This window comes from Kribbella caucasensis, from assembly GCF_004361855.1.
Lineage (GTDB): Bacteria > Actinomycetota > Actinomycetes > Propionibacteriales > Kribbellaceae > Kribbella > Kribbella caucasensis.
Window position 1 is genome coordinate 210903 of sequence record NZ_SNWQ01000012.1, and the last position, 17944, is coordinate 228846.

The window sequence follows — 17944 nt, forward strand, 5'->3', positions numbered from 1 at the left end:
GCCGACCCTCGGGTTCCTTCACGAGAGCCAAGAGCATTTGCCTCCGGCGGGGGCCTCACGACTCCGGGATGACGGGTCCGAATCGGCCGGCACTTTGGTCGGGGGTCGGGGTGCGTCTTCCCGTCTGCCGCTCAGCCCAGTCAGGACCTATCAGGAGACAGCAGAGGGGCCAAGATCGTTCGTCCGGTGGGGCGCTCCATCTTGGCCCCTCTGCTGTCTCCTGATCGCGCTACGCGTGGGCTGAACGGCAGACGGGAAGACTAAGGCAGGTCCCAAGCTTTGGCGATGCGATCGATCTCGTCGCTGATCATCACAGCCAAGGCTGGGCGATGGTCAACGCCGTCGAACCGCAGGGCCCCGCTGATGCGCGGTGTGAACTCCATCCTTGACCGGACATCATCGGCAAGATGTGGACGCAATGACAGGTACCACGTTTCTCGCAGAAAGTGGCGATCGTCCATCTGCCCAGATGCTTCGGCGATGGCAAGTCCAGTCCGCCACTCAGCAAGCCTTGCGGTCTGGCCACTCGCGCGTTCTCGGACCTTCTCGATCCGCCAGGTGACCCACGGCGCTGCCAGCGATGCAATCGACCCGGACAGAAGCCCTGCCACGGCTGCGATGACTGCTGTCTGTACCTGAATGCTCATGGAACATCGTGACCCACGGTGCCGCAGCGCGGGGCTCGCCGAACTCCGAATTTGCTAACGGATTTGCTAACAAGCGGGGTGGATTGGGATGGACGCCCAGGCACGAGCCGGGCCGGGACCACGCTCAGGCCAGGGGTGGTGAATGCCTCGTGTGGACCCGTGCGGACGGGTCTGCGGCAACTTTGAATCTCGAAGACCAGGATCGAAACCTGGCGGGGGAGCAACGCACAGCCCCGGCTCGGACCCCGAGCCGGGGCTTGTCCATTCAATGGACCTCGGTTGCTCATGCGTAGCCGTTCTGTGACGTGGAGAGTTTGTGCGCGACCCGTGGGTGGGCGACGATGGGCGCGCTGGGGTGTCGGGGCGGGTTGCGAGAGGGTCGGTTGATGCCGGGGTTTTCGGCGGCGGTGCGGCGCTTGGTGGTCGCGGTGCGGCGGCATGGGTGGCCGGCTGTGCAGTGGGGCGCGGTGTGGCCGGTGGCTCTGGCTGTATTTGTTGTTGGTGGGGGACTGTGGCTGGCTGTGCCGTCGAGTGGGCGTCAGGTGTCGGTGACAGCGGAGGCGATGTGGGGGCCGACGCTGGAGCAGGTGCGGCCCAGTGCGACCGGGGATGTGGATCCGCGGTTGGCCGGCGCGGTGGATGCGATCCTGGCGCGGCGTGCGATCGCGGTGAAGACGAACAATCTGCAGTTGTTCCTGTGGGATGTGGCGCCGGAGCTGAGGGCCGAGCAGCGGCCGGTGTTCCAGAACATGCGCAAGCTCGGGTTGAACGTGACGTACCGCCGGGCCGAGCCGTGGGTCAACTACGAGGCCGTACGCCGGTACGGGCTGGCCACCGGCACGTTCCGGGTCACCATGCGATACCAAGTCGCCGGCACCAGGCTCGCGCAGGCCTCCACCGACGTCGGGTACACCTACACCGTCCGTGAGGGCCGCCTCTACCTCGTCGACGACGATGACCTCGACCGCGCGATCGGATCGAACCGGCAGCCATGGGACTACGGTCCGATCGACGTGGTCCGCCGGAAGAACGTGCTGGTCGTTGTCAACCAAGGACGGGTCCCACTCGCCAACCAGCTGGCCGACCAGACGGTCGCGATGGCGCCGAAGGTCCGCCGGCTCTGGCGTGGCCCCCTGCAACTGGTCCCGATGATCGTGGCGATGCGGGAGCCCGGCGTACTGACGAACCTGCCGCCGACGTTGCCGGCCGACGAACCGGCCCGGGTGCAGGCGATGCCCAGCCCGTCCGAGAGCGGGCGCCCGGTCGGCGGCTGGGTGGTCATCCGGCCCGAGGACCAGCAGAAGTTCGACTCGGCGGAGATGACGCACGCGCTGATGCACCTGCTGCCGGTCCGGCTCGGCGAGGAGGCGCCCCGCTGGCTGGCCGAAGGCATGGCCCAGTACGCCGAGAACCTCCAGCTGGTCACCGCCGGCCGGGGCAAGGAGGTCGCTGCCCACCGGGCCGCGGTCCGGGAGCACTCGCTCGGCGACCTGACCCGGCTGCCGGCGGACGACGAGTTCACCACCACGGACAGTGACGACATCAGCTGGCTCGCGGTCGAGCGGCTGATCCAGCAAGCCGGGCTGACCGCGGTCACCGATTTCTACCTGCAGGTGGCCCGGCGCGGCTACAACGACTACGCGAGAGAGCGTTTGCTGGTCGAGTACACCGGCCTCACCGAGGCCGACCTGGTGGAGTCACTTCGATCTCTGGCGGGTTGAGCAAGTAGGCTTGCGCAGGCACCACTCCGAGTGCCCGGCCACCCTTCGGCGCAGAATTCGCAGGGAACTCGAGGAGAAGAGCGCGTGACTTCCCACCGTCCTTCGGCGGTCATCATCATGGCTGCCGGTCTGGGGACCCGGATGAAATCGGCGACCCCCAAGGTGCTGCACGAGATCGGCGGCCGCACCCTCGTCGGGCACGCGGTGGTCACCGCCCGCGCCCTCGCCCCGGAGCAACTCGTCGTCGTGGTCGGCACCGGCCGGGAGCAGGTCGAGGCCCATCTGGCCACGATCGACCCGGGCGTCAAGACCGCGGTCCAGGAGAAACAGCTCGGCACCGGCGATGCCGTCCGCGCCGGGCTGACCGCCGTACCGGCTGAGTTCGACGGGGTGGTGATCGTCACTTCCGGTGACGTGCCGCTGCTGCAGGCCGAGACGCTGCACGAGCTGATCGCCGAGCACGACAAGCAGTCCAACGCGGTCACCGTGCTGACCGCGCGGGTGCCCGACCCGACCGGCTACGGCCGCATCCTCCCGGGCGAGGGCGGTACGGTCGCGGGCATCGTCGAGCACAAGGACGCGACCCCCGAGCAGCGCCAGATCGACGAGATCAATGCCGGGATCTATGTCTTCGACGCGGCCACGCTGCGCGACGGGCTGAGCCGGATCACCACCGACAACGCGCAGGGTGAGCTGTACCTGACCGACGTGCTCGCGATCGCCAAGCGCGACGGCAAGCGGGTCGGCGCGTTCGTCACCGATGACGCGATGCAGACCGAGGGCGTCAACGACCGGGTCCAGCTGGCCACGCTCCGCGCCGAGCTGAACCGCCGGACCCTCGACGCCCTGATGCGCTCCGGCGTCACCATCGTCGACCCGAACACGACCTGGGTTGACCAGACCGTCCAACTCGCCCCGGACGTCACCCTGCTGCCGAACACCCAGTTGCACGGCACGACCACCGTCGCCACCGGCGCGATCATCGGCCCGGACACCACCCTGACCGATGTCGAGGTCGGCGAGGACGCGACGATCATCCGCTGTCACGGCTCCGGCGCGATCATCGGCGCACAGGCCTCGGTCGGCCCGTTCGCCTACCTCAGGCCCGGTACGACGCTGGGCGTGGCCGGCAAGATCGGCACCTTCGTGGAGACGAAGAACGCCGCGATCGCCGACGGGGCCAAGGTGCCGCACCTGACGTACGCCGGTGACGCGACGATCGGCGAGGGCGCGAACATCGGCGCCGGCACGATCTTCGCCAACTACGACGGGGTGGAGAAGAACCACACGACCGTCGGCAAGCACTCCTTTGTCGGCAGCAACTCGGTGCTGGTGGCACCGAGGACCATTGCCGACGGCGCGTACGTCGCGGCCGGGTCGGCGGTCACCGACGACATCGAGCCCGGCCAGATCGGCGTCGCCCGCGGCCGGCAGCGCAACATCGACGGCTGGGTCGCGCGCAAGCGGGCCGGCAGCAAGACCGCGAAAGCGGCCGAAGCCGCTCAGCAGGAGCCGAATCAGGCCCCGTTGAGCGACACTGACGAGAAGGCGTAACGGGAGGCGTGGCCATGAGCGGGATGAAGCGGACCACCGAGAAGAACCTGATGGTGTTCTCCGGCCGGGCTCACCCCGGTCTGGCCGAGGAGGTGGCCGAGCAGCTCGGCGCCGGCCTGGTGCCGACCTCGGCGTACGACTTCGCCAACGGCGAGATCTACGTCCGGTTCGAGGAGTCGGTCCGGGGCAGCGACGCGTTCGTGATCCAGAGCCACACCTCGCCGATCAACGAGTGGATCATGGAGCAGCTGATCATGGTCGACGCGCTGAAGCGGGCGTCGGCCAAGCGGATCACCGTGGTGCTGCCGTTCTACGGGTACGCCCGGCAGGACAAGAAGCACCGCGGCCGGGAGCCGATCTCGGCCCGGCTGATGGCCGATCTGTTCAAGACCGCCGGCGCGAACCGGCTGATCTGCGTCGACCTGCACACCGCGCAGATCCAGGGCTTCTTCGACGGCCCGGTGGACCACCTGATGGCGCTGCCGATCCTGAGCGAGTACGTCGCGGAGAAGTACGGCGACCAGCAGCTCGCCGTGGTCTCGCCGGACGCCGGCCGGATCAAGGTGGCGGAGCAGTGGTCTGCGCGGCTGAACGGCGCGCCGCTGGCCTTCATCCACAAGACCCGCGACATCGACCGGCCGAACGAGATGGTCGCGAACCGGGTCGTCGGTGAGGTCAACGGCCGGGTCTGCATCCTGGTCGACGACATGATCGACACCGCCGGCACGATCACCAAGGCGGCCGACGCGCTGATCGCCGAGGGCGCCGCCGGCGTGGTGATCGCGGCGACGCACGCGATCCTGTCCGGCCCGGCGGTGGACCGGCTGAAGAACTGCCAGGCCGCCGAGGTGATCGTCACCAACACGCTGCCGATCCCGGCCGACCGGAAGTTCGACAAGCTGACCGAGCTGTCCATCGCCCCGTTGATCAGCCGCGCGATCCGTGAGGTGTTCGAGGACGGCTCGGTCACCAGCTTGTTCGAGGGCCGCGCCTGAGGGCTCAGGCAGTCCGGGGCCGGTAGGCGTAGTAGGCGATGCCGAGTGAAGCGGCGGTCATCGGTACGGCGGTGATCAGCCCGGCCAGACCGTTGCCGGGGATCACGAAGGTGACCGCGATCGTGAACATCAGCACCGGGATCCAGCGCGGGACGGCCCGCGACCGCCAGAGCCCGACCACCTGGATCAAGGTCCCGATCGCGACCAGGAGCGCACCCACGATCATCGGGCCGAACAGGTGCACGGGATCGTCCGCCGCCTGCTCCATCACGGCCGTGCCGGCGGCAACGTCGACCCCCGGAGCGGTCGCGAAGTAGTACGCCGCGGCCCAGCCGCCCACCGCGACGGCGTAGAAGGCGGTCCCGATCCACATCACCGTGCCGCCGACCGTCGCCCAGCCTGCGCCCCTGCGGCGGACGATGACCAGAGTCGCGATCGCCTGCGCGATGACGTTGAGCACCAAGTTGGCGCTGAGGAACAGGAGCAGCGCCCACCACTGATCGCGGAGCGGCTCGATGTCGGCGTACGCGTAGGTCTCGCCACCACCGGTCGGTGAGGGCCACAGCAGACCGGCGGGCATGGCGAGGACGGCCGTGACCGTCAGTACCACGGCGACGATGCCGATGCGCTGGCGAGTGACACGGTCGGGAGTTGCGACCTGTGTTGAGGTTGTTGCGGTTGACATGGAACCCTCCCCGGTTGAGAACTGACACCTCAGCGAACCGCCAGCGGTGGTAGTCACACATCGGAGCGGGCACGGAGCGCCATCTCCGTGCTGGCTCGGAGCCCCGATCAGGGCGGCCGCACTTACAGTGGCGACATGCGGTGGCCACGGTGGGTCGCGGTCGGTACCTTCCTGCTCGTTCCGGCGATGCTGGCGGGCACCACCTGGCTGCTCATTGCCCACCGCACCGAGCCCGGCACGGCCCGAAACTTCATCGGCCTGGCCGTCGTCGGCACCGGCATCGCCCTGCTCGGCCTGGTGATCAGCCGCCGGGAGCCACGCAATCCGGTCGGTGCGCTGCTCACCTGGATCGGCACCATCGGCCTGTTCCTGACCTCCCGGGACGTCTACTTCAGCATCGTCGTCACCGAACCGGGCACACTGCCACTGGACAGCCGAGTGGTCGCCTGGTTCGACGAAAGTGGCTGGTGGATGCTCGTCGCCGTCGGCCTGCTGTTGCTCTACTTCCCGGACGGCCGCCTCACGAGCCCTCGCTGGCTCCCGTTGACGTTGGTGCTGCTCGGGATCGTGCAGCAGGCGTTCGGAGCGTTTGCCTCGACACCGTTCCTCGAACCCTTGCAGGACCTGCCCCGACCGTACGAACCGCTGCCGCTGCCCCTCCGGATCGTCAGCGAGGTCGTCTTCTTCGCGATGCTCGGTCTCCTGCTTGTCTCTGCCTACTACGTCGTACGGCGCTATCGCCGCGCGACCGGTCGCGTCCGGGCCCAGCTGAAGTGGTTGTCACTGGCCGGAGTGGCCGCCGTGCTCTACCCGTTCGTCTGCCTGGCCGAGATCGTCGTCACAGGTGACACCGGCATCGTCGCGACGGTGTTCGGCGTCGCGGCCCTGGTCAGCCTGCCGGCGTCGGTGGGTGTGGCGATGCTCCGGCACGACCTGTACGACGTGGACCGGGTGCTGGCCGACACGGTCACCTACGGGATCGTGATGGTCGTTCTGCTCGGAACGTACGCGGTCGCCGCGGTGTCGTTGGGCGTCGTACTCGGTCGCGACTCGGCTGTCGTGGCCGCCGCGGCGACTGCGGTGTGCGCGTTGATCCTCGCGCCGCTGCGGTCTCGTCTGCAGCGGGTCGTCGATCGCCGGTTGTATCCGCCCCGTCGGGCGGCGCTGCTGGCGATCGAGGACCTCCAACGCCGGATCCACACCGAACAGGCCCAGCCCGAGGAACTCGAGAACGCTCTGCGCACCGCACTCCGCGACCCGGACCTCCGCGTCGGACTACTGGTCCCGGGAGCGAGCGGTTTCGTCGACGCCACCGGTACGCCGGTCGTCGGGCCGCAACTGGTCCCGGTGATGCTCGGTGGCACGCAGATCGGCGTACTGGCGTCAGCGACTGGTCCGGCCGTGCTGAAGGCGGTCGCCGCGGGGGCGGCCAGCCTGGTCGAGGTGACGCGGTTGCGAGCGGAATTGGCCGGTGCACTCCGGGAGGTCGAGGCGAGCCGGACGAGGTTGGTCCAGGCCGGCGACGCCGAACGCAGACGGCTCGAACGCGATCTGCACGACGGAGCTCAGCAGCGACTCGTCTCGCTGGGCATGGCGATGCGGCTGGCGCAACGGCATCTCGGCGACGGCACGATCGACGTGAACCGGCTGCTCGACCAAGGCGTCGCCGAGCTCACCACCGCGATCGCCGAGCTCCGGCAGATCGCCCACGGCCTGCGCCCGACCAGTCTGGACGACGGACTGCACGCGGCCCTGACCGCGATCACCCAGACCCTGCCGATCCCGGTCCGGTTGCAGATCCCATCCGACGAACTGCCCGAGGAGTTGGCGACGACGGCGTACTTCGTCGCGGCCGAGGCGGTCACGAACGCGGCGAAGTACTCGAACGCGACCTCGATCGCAGTACGGGTGGCGCGGTCGTCGATCGAGATCAGGATCCGGATCGAGGACGACGGGTGTGGTGGTGCGCGGCCGCGTCCCGGCTCGGGGCTCGCGGGTCTGGCCGATCGGGTCGCCGCTGTCGGTGGATCGCTGTCGATGGACAGTCCGGCGGGCCGTGGTACGACGATCGAGGCGGTGCTGCCGTGCGCATCGTGATCGGCGAGGATTCGGCGTTGTTCCGTGAAGGGCTGGCCCATTTGCTCGCCGATGCCGGGCACGAGATCGTCGGCCTGGCCGGTGACGCGGTGCGGTTGATGACCGTCGTCGACGAGACCACGCCTGATCTCGCGGTGATCGACATCCGGATGCCGCCGGACGGGACCGACGACGGCGCGCGGGCGGCCCGCCGGTTGCGGGAGCTGTATCCGTCGTTGGGCATCGTGCTGCTGTCCCAGCACGTCGAGACCCGGCACTCGGTCGAACTCGTGAGCACCGGGCGGTTCGGGTACCTGCTGAAGGACCGGGTGCTGGCGGTCGAGGAGTTCCTGGACGCGCTGGATCGGGTCGCGGCCGGCGGATCGGCGCTGGATCCCGAGGTGGTCGGCCGGCTGATCGGGCAGTCCCGGGCCGAGGACCGGCTGGCTGCGTTGACGCCGCGCGAACGCGAGGTGCTCGCGCTGATGGCTGAGGGCTGCACCAACATCGGGATCAGCCGCCGGTTGTATCTGACCGAGCGGACCGTCGAGACCCACGTCGGCAGCATCCTGGCCAAACTCGGGCTGCTCTCGAACGACGAACAGCACCGGCGGGTGCTCGCCGTCCTGACCTATCTTGGTCAGCACTGACATCTTCTCGACGATCGGATGCGTTGACATGCGGATCGCTGTGTTCCACCCGGGGGCGATGGGGTCGCAGCTCGCGGCTCAACTGGTCGGCGCCGGACACGAGGTGCACTGGGTGCCGGAAGGCCGCAGTACGGCGTCTGTGCGGCGGGCTGAGGAGGCCGGGCTGATCGGGACGCCGTTCGCGGACGCGGTGCGGGAGGCCGAGGTCGTGTTGTGCTCGTGTGCGCCGCAGGGTGCGGTGGAGATCGCCGAGCAGGTCGGCCGGGAGGGGTTCGCCGGGTTGTACATCGAGGCGAACCCGCTGTCGCCGAAGTCGCTCGCGCAGGCGCAGGAGGCGTTGCCCAAGGCAACCTTCACCGACGCGGGGGTGGTCGGGCCGCCGCCGAAGGGTGGTTCCAGCCCGACGCATCTGATGCTGTCCGGTGCGGCGGCGCAGCAGGCCGCCGACCTGTGGGCCGGGACGGCCGTCACCCCGATGGTCGTCGGGGCCGAGCCGGGTGCGGCGAGCGCGGCCAAGTCGGCGTACGCGCTCTACAACAAGGGCAAGGCCGCGTTGGCGGTGCTGGCGTTCCAGCTGGCCGAGAAGCACGGGGTGACCGAGGCGCTGACGGCTCAGCAGGTCCGGCAGGACGCCGGGTCGCTGACGGATCCGCAGCTGCCCGAGACGCTGACGAGCGTGGCTTGGCGGTGGGGGCCCGAGTTCGACGAACTGGCCGAGACGCTCGACGCCGCCGGCCTCGAAGGCGACGCGGCCCGCGGCCTGCGCCAGGTCTGGACCAGGCTCAGCCGCTAGTCAGTACGTCGCCTGGCCGTAGTCGCGGAGGACGAAGGGTGGGATTCGGTCGATGACGCCGGCCATCGCCTCCAGCCGGGCCAGCGTGTCGGGCACGACGTACGGGCCGGTGCCCCAGGAGATCAGGGCGTTGCCGGAGAGTTGCCACTCCAGACCGGGGTTGTAGAGGAGCCACTCCATCATCCGTGGGTGGATCACGGCCGAGGCGTACCGGTTGTCGGCGCAGCTGATCCGGAAGGCGTCGTTGAAGGTCTGGTTCTCCAGCTCCAGGTCGCGGCCGCCGAAGAACCGCTTGAGCTTCGAGTCGGCTGTCACCGTCAACGGCGGCAGCGCGACCGGCAGGTTCAGGGCGACGAGGTGCACGTGGTGCGTGGTCGTCGTTGTCTGGCCATCTGTACCGGACGAGGTCGTCTCGTAGGTGTAGTCCAGCGCGCACATCCCGCGACCGCGGAAGTCGCCGGCCACCATCTCGCCCGGCCGGCCGCGCTTCCACAGGTTCGCGGCGGCCCCGACCAGCCACGGGTTGGGCGGAGCCGGATACCACCCGCACTGCGCGGCCTCGTACGCCCGCTTGCGGAGGAACTCCTGCCGCCGCTTGACCAGCCACACGATCAACGCGATCAACGCCGCGGCGGGCACCGCCAGCATCAACATGCCGATGATCAGGCTGGTCGCAAACACCCCCCGAACCTAACGGACCAGCCGGGCCACCCGATGGATTCAGCGACTTTGGGCACCCATCGGCCGTTTGGGGCGACAATTCCTGGCCGGCGGGTGCCCAAAGTGGGCGGGTTAGGGCTGGACGGTGAAGGTGTACGTCTTCTGGCCGGTGGTGACCGCGGTGCCGGAAGAGGTGGTGGCGGTGGTTTCGAAGGTGAGGGTGTAGGTGCCCGCGGCCTCGAAGGCCCAGTTGGCGTGGGCGTGGGTGTTGATGGCGAGCGCCCGGGTGTCGGGCAGGCCGTCGCCGCTGTTGAACCAGATCGTCGGCGTGCCGAGCGCGCTGGTCGTGTACACGTTCACGTCAGCGGGTCCGGTGGCCGACATCAGCCTCAAGGTCACGCTGTTGCCCTGCAGCGCACCCGACGGCACGCCTTCGGTGTTGAACCCAGGCCAGACGATGCTGGCGTTCTGGGTCTGCGGCAGGATCCACACCGGCGACCCCGGCGTCCCGAGGAACGAGTACGCCGAACTCGAGGGCACCGTGGTCTTGCTGGCGGACACGGCGTTCAGTACGACGTCCGCCGGGTCACGATCGACCGCGGGGGTAACGGTGCTGTCCTTGAGATCCAGGGTGAGCGCGGATCCGGTCCAGTCGACATCGATGGCGTCCACGTGGCCGGACGAGATGGTCGTCACGGCGTACGCGGGCGAGACCGAGAGCAGGGTCATCAGTACGGCGGCAGCGGTGCCACCAATCAACTTGGCTTTCATGCGCTGACCACCTTGAAGACGTAGGTTGCGATCGGAGAAGTCACGTTCTCGCCGGTGGCGGCCAGCGTTCCGCTGACCCGCACCTTGAGCTTGTAGGTCCCGGGCGCCTCGAACGCCCAGTTGGCGTGCAGATGACCGCCGGCCGAGGTGTTGATCCGGTCCGGCAGACCGTCACCGCTGTCGACCAGTACGGTCGGCGCCCCGAACGCGTCGGTGGTGAAGATGCTGACGTCGGCCGGACCGCTGGCGCCGACGATGTCGACCTTCAATGCGTCACCGCTGAAGACGCCGGGCTCGACCTCCTCGGCGCCGATCCCGGGCCAGAGCAAGTCGGGGTTCTGCACCTGCGGCAGAACCCAGACCGGATCGCCCGCGGCACCGAGGAACCCGTACTGCGGGTCGTCGGGCACCGCGATCTCGGAGCCGGGCTTCGCCACTAGTTGCACCTCGTCGGGCGCGTACTCGGCGGCGTTCTCCTCATCGTGGACATGCAGGTCGAACGCGCCGTTCTCGAAGGCGATCCCGATCACGTCGACATGACCCTGATCGAGGACGACACAGGGTGCGGCCTGGGCCGGCAGGCCGAGACCGGACAGGGTGAGACCGGACAGGGCGAGGACTGCCGCGGCGGGCAGCGCCACGCGATAACGCTTGCGCATTGTTGTTCCTTTCAAGGGCGGGCGGGAAGTGCGGCCGTCGCGATCTTGCGACGGTGGCTGAGCAGGCCGTGCCGGGGCGCGAACACCCAGCAGGCGACGAACACCGCGGTCGCGGTGAGCACGATCAGCCCACCGGCGGCGAGGTTGAACGCGTAGGACAGATAGAGGCCGGTGAGGCCGGACAGGGCGCCGATCGCCGGGGCGATCAGCATCATCCGGCCGATCCGGTCGGTCAGCAGCCGGGCGCAGGCGGCCGGGGTGATCAGCAGGGCGAGGACGAGGATGTTGCCGACGGCCTGGATCGAGATGACGATCGCGATCGTGACCATCGCGTACATGGCCATGTCGAGCCAGAAGATCGGCAGGCCGACGGCGCGGGCGGTCTCGCGGTCGAGGCCGATGGTGACGAACTCCTTGTGCAGGACGCCGGTTGTCAGCAGCAGGACCGCTCCCGCGATCGCGACGGTGATGACGTCGGCGCTGCCGATCCCGAGTACCGAGCCGAAGAGGAACGACTCCAGCGATCCGCCGTACCCGGGGGCGGTGCTCATCACCACGATGCCGAGTCCGAAGGCGGCGGCGAAGAAGACCCCGATCACGGTGTCCTCCTTGAGCCGGCGGTTCTGCGAGACCACGGCGATCGCGAGGGCGGTGACGAGACCGGCGACGATGCCGCCGACCACCAGGCTGGTCTGCAGGGCGAACGCGATCGCGATCCCGGGGAAGACCGCGTGCGCGACGGCGTCGCCGATGAACGCCATCCCGCGCAGGGCGACGTGGCTGCCGATCACGCCGCAGACGACGCCGGACATCAGGACGACCAGGAACGCGCGCTGCATGAACACGTGCTGCCAGGGTTCGGTGAAGAACTCGATCACCGGGTCACCCCCAGGCTGTGCAGGAGTTGCTCGGACCGGGCGACCCCGAACGCGCGCAACCACACGGCCGGGTCGCGGAGTTCGTCCGGTGGGCCATCGGCGACGACGGTCTCGTTGAGCAGGCAGAGCCGGCTGCAGGTGTCGGCGGCCGCGGGGAGGTCGTGGGTGGTCATCAGAATCGCGGTGCCTTCGGCGGTCAGGTTTTTGAAGAGGCGGGTGAGGATCTCCTGGGTCAGTACGTCGAGTCCGGTGAAGGGCTCGTCGAGAAGGAGGAGCTTCGGCTGTACTGCGAGCGCGCGGGCGACCAGGACTCGTTGGCGTTGGCCGCCGGACAGTTCGCCGATCGGGCGGCGGGCCAGGTCGGTGAGGTCGACGCGTTCGAGGGCTTGGTCGATGGCGGCGTGGTCGGCCTTGCGAGGTCGGCGGAGCCAGCCGATGTGGTGGGTACGGCCGGTCATCGCGGCGGTGCGGACGTCGACGGGGTAGTCCCAGACGAACTCGTGCCGCTGGGGGACGTAGCCGATGGTGCCGCGCGCTTCGGCCGGCGTACGGCCGTTGATGGTGATGGCGCCGGAGCGGAGGGGGAGCAGGCCGAGGAGCGAGCGGAGCAGGGTGGTCTTGCCGGCGCCGTTGGGGCCGATGAGACCGACTTGTTCGGAGGCGTCGACGGTGAGGTCGACGTCGTGGAGAACGAGCCGGCCGCCGAGTTCGACCGAGATCGCGTCGACCTGCAGGCTCATGGGGTGGTCCTTCTGGTCCGGCGGATGATCAGAGCGACTGCGCCGAGCAGGACGACAGCACCGGCTCCTGTCGCGATCCACCAGGTCGGGATGTTGTCGTCGGCCGCCGGGATGGTTGCTCCGGCCGTTGCGCTCGGTGTTGCCGACGGGGTCGCGGTCGCGGCGAGGGCGGTTCGGGGGTCGCCGTCGCCGGCGTACAGGCGGAGGGTGCGGCGGTCGGTGACGGAGGTGCCGTCGGTGAGTTTCGCGGTCATCGCGACGTTGAGCAGATAGGTGCCCTGGGCATCGAAAGTCCAGTTGCCGTGTACATGGGTGTTGACGTCGATACCGGTCTGCTGCGGGAACGGTTTGCGGCTGTCGAACACGGGTGCGGGCTTGCCGAAGTCCGAGTTCAGGAACAGCGTGAACGTGCCCGGTCCCTGGACGCCTTCGAGCGACCAGGTGACCTCCCGGTCGACGCGGGACGCGACCTGCGGGTCCTGCGTGTTCCAGCCCGGCCACACCACGCCGGCCTGCTGGACCTGGGGAATCACCCACACCGGCTGCCCGGCCTTGCCGAGGAACGCGTAGGCGGGATCGGCCGGTACCGCGACCTTCGACTTGCTGTTGGCCTGGATTACGACGTCCTCCAGCGGTCGCCAGACGGCCGGGTCGACGGTGTCGTCGCGGAGCTGGATGGTCCACTTGCCGTCGACGAAGCGGGGTCCGAGGTCGACATGCCCGTCCGCGATCACGCTGTTGGTTGCCGGTGGCACCGATTGCGCATCGGCGGTGGCCGGTAGAACGGTGGCGGTTGGGAGCAGGAGCGTAGTACCGAGGATCGTGCGTAAGGGCTTCATCGGGTCTCCCCGAGGCAGCGTTTCAGCTCGTCGGCGTTGTGCCGCATCATCGCGACATACGACTGCGCGTGCTCATCGAACGAGTCGCCGTACAGCGAGCAGACCCGCACGTTCTGGTCCTTCGCGACCTGGGTGAGGACGGAGGCGCGCTGGGCCAGGTTCGGTTCGACGAAGACCGCGGGGACCTTGAGGTTGCGGATCGTCTCGGACAGTTTGCGGACCTGCTCCACACTCGGCTCCTGGGCGGGGTTGGGTACGACGAACCCGGCGATCGTCATCCCGTACGCCGAGGCGAGGTAGCCGAACGCGTCGTGGGTGGTGATCAGCTGGCGTCGATCGGTGGGGATCGTGGCCAGCTCGGTGCGGACGTAGGTATCGAGTTCATCGAGCTCGCGGAGGTAGTTCGCGGAGTTGTCGCGGTACACCTGTTCGCCGTCGGGATCCGCGCTGATCAACGTGTCTCGCATCAACTGCACGTAGGCCTTCGCGTTCGCGACGTCCTCCCACAGGTGCGGATCGATCTCGCCGTGCACGTGCTTGCCGAGAACCGCCTGCGGAAGCTGATGGATCTGCGCGCCAGGTTTGCCGAGGAACGCGAACCGCGGATCGTCCGGAACCGTCGCCAGCGCCTTGTTCGGTACGTCGATGACGACCTGCCCGGCCGGTACTTCGGACTGGGCGGCGCCGATCTTCTTGGCATCGGAGTATGCGGTGAGCCGGCCGCTGTCGAGGTCGACCGTGAGGTCGGTGTGCCCGTCGTCGAGGACGGTCGCGGTCCCGCCGGCGGCCGGTTTGACCGTGTGCGGGTCGACCCCGACGGCGAAGGTGAACGTGCCCGTGCCGAGCGGCTGCAGTGGTTTGCCGCCACCGATATCGAGGGCTCCGGTGAGAGTCAGGTGGTAGATCCCGGGTTTGGTGAACGCCCAGTTGAGATGCGTGTGCGCGGCCGGCGGGAGCGTCGTACTGTCCTGCGGTCCGAGGCCGTCGGTGGAGTCGAAGTACCGATCCGGCTGGCCGAGCGACTCGGTCAGGTACGCGACGAGCTGGCCGGGGCCGTCGAGCTTGGTCGCGGTCAGCTGGACCGAGGAGGTCCGGGTCGCGCCGCGCTCCTTGCCGGTACCGCGGACCCGCAGGCCGAGCCAGAGCACGTCCAGCCCGATGTTCTCCACCAGCGGGATCACGTGTGCGCCGTACGACTCGGCCGCCTCCGCCAGCGACACGTTCGGGGTGCCTTCGGGGGCGTTCGAGTCGATCGTTTTGATCAACGACTGCGGTTCGAGCAGCAGATGATTCGTGAACGTCACATCCGCCTTGGCGACTCGCTTCGCATCCGCCGGCGTCGGCTCATACGAATGCGGATCCCCACCCGCGGGCACCAGCGACGACGCAGCCACCCGATCCCCACCAACCCGCTGCGCCAGATCAGCCAAGATCTCGGTAGTCGCCACCACATTCAACTTCCCACCGGAAGCGCTGCTCGCTCCCGAACACCCAGCCAGTAGTGCGAACGCAACCGCCGCACCAATCACCCGCCCACCGCGCCTCACGCCGCACCCCCGGACTCCTGGTCCGAGGACTGCACGCCAGCCGGCCGCGCGACCGCACGCCGCCGAACGACAACCAGCAGCACGGTCCCGAGGATGACCAGCAAGACACCACCCGCGACCCACCCCAGCCCAGCCGACCCACCGGTCGTCGCCAACCGGCACCCACCCGCGGCGGGCGCGGCTGCGGCAATGTCACCTGCGAGCGGGGCGGCTGCGGGCGCGCCGCCGCCGCTTGGGGACGTGCTGCCGACCTCGAAGGTGAGGGTTGCTGTGTCGGTGGATTGTTGGCCGGTGGTGAGGGTTGCGGTGTGGGTGAAGCGGACCTTGTAGGTGCCGGGTTTGGTGAAGGACCAGTTGCCGTGGGCGTGGGTGCCGAGGGGGATGCGGTAGGTGTCGGGCAGACCGTCGCCGCTGTCGAAGAGGACCTTGGGCTGGCCGAAGGAGTCGAACTCGAAGATCGCCAACCGGCCGGGACCGTCGACCTTCTCGAGCTTCCAGTCGACGCCGCCGGAGACCTGCGCGGCCGACAGCTCCTCGGTGTTCCAGCCGAGCCAGACCACCCCGTCCTTCTGCGTCTGCGGTATCTGCCACAACGGCGAACCAGCCGCACCGAGGAACCCGAACGCCCCACCCGGCGCCGTCGTCTTCGCCGCATCCGTCAACCGCACCACCACTCGCAACGGATCACGCCAGACCAACGACCCGGCCCTCGTCCCGTCCTTGATCCGCGACACCAGCGATCCACCTTCCAGCCGTACGGCGTAATCCGCGTGCCCCGAGCTCAACGTCGTACCGGCCGGCGCCGATGTGGTCGCCGCTGGTGAAGGCGTCGACGATGCGGCAGCCGTCGAGGAGGTCGCCGACGGTGTGGACGTGACCACGCACGGACGCAGAGTCGGCGTGGTGCCAATCGGCTGGGTCGTCGCCGAGTTAGTTGGCGCATCACCAGTGGGCGTGGGGACGGTGGTCGGCTGACCCGGGCTGCTCGGTGTGCTTGTGGGCTGGGTAGTCGGTGGAGTGGCTGGTGGAGTGGAGACCGGGGGAGTGGTGGGCGGCGGTCCGCTCGGGCAGAGCGCGGCGAGGTCCGTCGCGCCGACTGCCACCGGCAGGGTCGCGGTGTCTCTCAGCCGCTGACCAGTCTTGGTCGTCGCCGAGTACGTGAAGGTGAGCTTGTAGATGCCCTGCTTGGTGAACGCCCAGTTCCCGTGTGCGTGCGTCGGCTCCGCCAGCGTGATCGCCTGCGGCAGCGCCTTCCCACTGTCGAACGAGACCAGCGGCCCACCGAACTGGTCGAACTGGTAGACCGCTGCCTTCCCCGGCCCCTGCACCTTGTCCAGCGACCACTTCACCGGACCCGACAACGCCGCGTAGTCCACCGACTCGGTGTTCCAGCCCGCCCACAACAGGTCCTCAGCCTGCGTCTGCGGGATCTGCCAGACCGTCGCCCCGGCAGCCCCGAGAAACCTGTACGCCGCCGAGTCCGGCACCCGCTCATCCGCCGACGGCCGCACGTGGAACGCAACAGTCCCCGGATCACGCCAGACCACAGCTCCGCCGGTCCCGTCCTTCACCTGGAACCGCAGCCGCCCGTTCACCGTCCGCGCCGCGACATCCACATGGCCGACCCCCAGCACCGCACTCACACAAGCCGGCGGAGGAGTGCTCGGCGGAGTAGAAGGCGGCGTGGTGGGCTGGGTCGTCGGTGGGGTCGTCGGCGATGTGGTGGGCGGGGTCGTTGGCGGACTGGTCGGTGGTGTCGTCGGAGGAGACGTGGGCGGGGACGTAGGGGGCGTGGTGGTCGGGGGAGTCGGCGGCTCATAAGGCCCGACTACGAACGTGTACACAACCGGCCCCGACGACACCCGTACGCCGGCCGCCGTGGTCGCCGCCGCCTCGAACGTCAGCTTGTACGTCCCCAGCTTCGTGAACGCCCAGTTCGCATGCACATGCCGCCCGAGCGGCTGCCGCAGCGTTCTGATCCCCGGATCCACCGAACTGAACAACCGCGGCACAGCCCCGGTGAACTCGTCGTAGTTGAAGAACACCTCGACGTTCCCCGGCCCCTGACTCCCCAGCAGCGTCAGCTCGACAACGTCGTCCCGGAACGCACCCGCCGGAAGAGTCTCCGTGTCCCACCCCGGCCAGATCAGCTCCGGATCCTGCGACTCCGGCGCGATCCAGACGAACTCACCCGGCGCTCCCAGGAACGCGAACGCCGGCGCATCCGGCAGTTCGACCTTGGCCGACCCCTTGTCCTCCAGGTTGAAGATCAACCCGGCCGGGTCCGCCTCGCGGTACTCCCCGGAGTTCCCGATCCGGGTGTTCAGCTTCAGCGCCGACCCGTCGTACGTCGTGTGCAATGCATCGGTGTGCACAGCCCGCAGTACCTCTGGGGTCGGCGCGGCGGCCTCGGAGTACGAGGACACGGCCCAGGGAATCAGCAGCAGGAGGGCGGCGAAGGGCAGCAGGACGCGACGAAATTCAACGTGAGTGGCGGTCACAGCACGGCACCTTAGCTGAACCGACAATCATTTTCATTAACTCAAATTTGTGACGCCTCGAATACCGCCGCGCGGTGCCGAAAAGTCGTGACGGTCCCTGGCGGCCACCAGGTCCCCAGACCGGATTTCCCGTCTGAGCGGGGTGGTGGGTAGACTGTTTTGGTTGCCTCGGCGAGGGACGCCCCCCGGACAAAGCCTCACGGCCTGGCGGGCGCGGCTCCGTGATCG

General features: G+C 68.7%; 16 protein-coding genes. 6 read left to right on the forward strand and 10 right to left on the reverse strand.

Translation table 11 applies throughout. From position 1 onward, the window contains the following. Positions 1-260: 260 nt before the first annotated feature. Positions 261-647: a hypothetical protein gene (locus EV643_RS24640; protein ID WP_133802492.1), complete on the reverse strand. Its 387-nt coding sequence runs from the start codon at positions 645-647 to the stop codon at positions 261-263. A 386-nt stretch (positions 648-1033) separates the two neighbouring features. Here EV643_RS24640 and EV643_RS24645 point away from each other — a divergent pair, with 386 nt between their 5' ends. The 3 genes from EV643_RS24645 to EV643_RS24655 all read left to right on the forward strand — a co-directional run bounded on the left by EV643_RS24645 (position 1034) and on the right by EV643_RS24655 (position 4917). Next, positions 1034-2368 carry a hypothetical protein gene (locus tag EV643_RS24645; protein ID WP_133802493.1) on the forward strand — a complete coding sequence of 445 codons (1335 nt, stop codon included), beginning with the start codon at positions 1034-1036 and terminating at the stop codon, positions 2366-2368. Positions 2369-2452: 84 nt separating this feature from the next. Next, positions 2453-3922 (forward strand): bifunctional UDP-N-acetylglucosamine diphosphorylase/glucosamine-1-phosphate N-acetyltransferase GlmU, encoded by a 1470-nt coding sequence (gene glmU / locus EV643_RS24650; RefSeq protein ID WP_133802494.1) that lies wholly within the window; start codon positions 2453-2455, stop codon positions 3920-3922. Positions 3923-3936: 14 nt separating this feature from the next. Beyond that, on the forward strand, positions 3937-4917 hold the full coding sequence (locus tag EV643_RS24655; protein WP_133802495.1) for a ribose-phosphate diphosphokinase: 981 nt from the start codon (positions 3937-3939) through the stop codon (positions 4915-4917). A 4-nt stretch (positions 4918-4921) separates the two neighbouring features. On the opposite strand, the gene EV643_RS24660 is transcribed toward EV643_RS24655, so the two are convergent. Further along, complete coding sequence (locus EV643_RS24660) at positions 4922-5602, reverse strand: hypothetical protein (protein WP_133802496.1); 681 nt, start codon at positions 5600-5602, stop codon at positions 4922-4924. 135 nt (positions 5603-5737) lie between these two features. On the opposite strand from EV643_RS24660, the gene EV643_RS24665 reads away from it, so the two are divergent. The 3 genes from EV643_RS24665 to EV643_RS24675 are packed head-to-tail and all read left to right on the forward strand — an operon-like array spanning position 5738 to position 9121. Continuing rightward, positions 5738-7699, forward strand: a complete 1962-nt coding sequence (locus EV643_RS24665) for a sensor histidine kinase (RefSeq protein ID WP_133802497.1) — start codon at positions 5738-5740, stop codon at positions 7697-7699. Further along, positions 7687-8328 (forward strand): response regulator, encoded by a 642-nt coding sequence (locus tag EV643_RS24670; RefSeq protein WP_133802498.1) that lies wholly within the window; start codon positions 7687-7689, stop codon positions 8326-8328. Before EV643_RS24665 ends, EV643_RS24670 begins: the two co-directional genes overlap by 13 nt. Before the next feature lie 28 nt (positions 8329-8356). Further along, positions 8357-9121 (forward strand): NAD(P)-dependent oxidoreductase, encoded by a 765-nt coding sequence (locus EV643_RS24675; RefSeq protein WP_133802499.1) that lies wholly within the window; start codon positions 8357-8359, stop codon positions 9119-9121. Here the strand turns inward: EV643_RS24675 and EV643_RS24680 are convergent, their stop codons facing one another. The 8 genes from EV643_RS24680 to EV643_RS24715 form a co-directional block, all read right to left on the reverse strand. Then, positions 9122-9802 carry a hypothetical protein gene (locus tag EV643_RS24680; RefSeq protein WP_133802500.1) on the reverse strand — a complete coding sequence of 227 codons (681 nt, stop codon included), beginning with the start codon at positions 9800-9802 and terminating at the stop codon, positions 9122-9124. It abuts the gene before it with no gap. A 111-nt stretch (positions 9803-9913) separates the two neighbouring features. Continuing rightward, entirely contained in the window at positions 9914-10552 is a 639-nt protein-coding gene (locus tag EV643_RS24685; RefSeq protein WP_133802501.1) for a choice-of-anchor M domain-containing protein, read from the reverse strand. Beyond that, entirely contained in the window at positions 10549-11211 is a 663-nt protein-coding gene (locus EV643_RS24690; protein WP_133802502.1) for a choice-of-anchor M domain-containing protein, read from the reverse strand. The genes EV643_RS24685 and EV643_RS24690 overlap by 4 nt, the downstream gene beginning before the upstream one ends. Positions 11212-11222: 11 nt before the next feature. Continuing rightward, positions 11223-12050, reverse strand: coding sequence for an anchored repeat-type ABC transporter permease subunit (locus EV643_RS24695; RefSeq protein WP_133802581.1), 828 nt, complete (start codon positions 12048-12050; stop codon positions 11223-11225). A gap of 35 nt (positions 12051-12085) precedes the next feature. After that, positions 12086-12829: an anchored repeat-type ABC transporter ATP-binding subunit gene (locus EV643_RS24700; RefSeq protein ID WP_133802503.1), complete on the reverse strand. Its 744-nt coding sequence runs from the start codon at positions 12827-12829 to the stop codon at positions 12086-12088. After that, positions 12826-13668 carry a TIGR03773 family transporter-associated surface protein gene (locus tag EV643_RS24705; protein WP_133802504.1) on the reverse strand — a complete coding sequence of 281 codons (843 nt, stop codon included), beginning with the start codon at positions 13666-13668 and terminating at the stop codon, positions 12826-12828. Before EV643_RS24705 ends, EV643_RS24700 begins: the two co-directional genes overlap by 4 nt. After that, a complete protein-coding gene (locus EV643_RS24710) occupies positions 13665-15215 on the reverse strand; it encodes an anchored repeat ABC transporter, substrate-binding protein (protein ID WP_370452353.1) in 1551 nt (516 codons plus the stop codon). The genes EV643_RS24705 and EV643_RS24710 overlap by 4 nt, the downstream gene beginning before the upstream one ends. Beyond that, positions 15212-17716 carry a TIGR03773 family transporter-associated surface protein gene (locus tag EV643_RS24715; RefSeq protein ID WP_133802506.1) on the reverse strand — a complete coding sequence of 835 codons (2505 nt, stop codon included), beginning with the start codon at positions 17714-17716 and terminating at the stop codon, positions 15212-15214. Before EV643_RS24715 ends, EV643_RS24710 begins: the two co-directional genes overlap by 4 nt. Positions 17717-17944 lie beyond the last annotated feature (228 nt).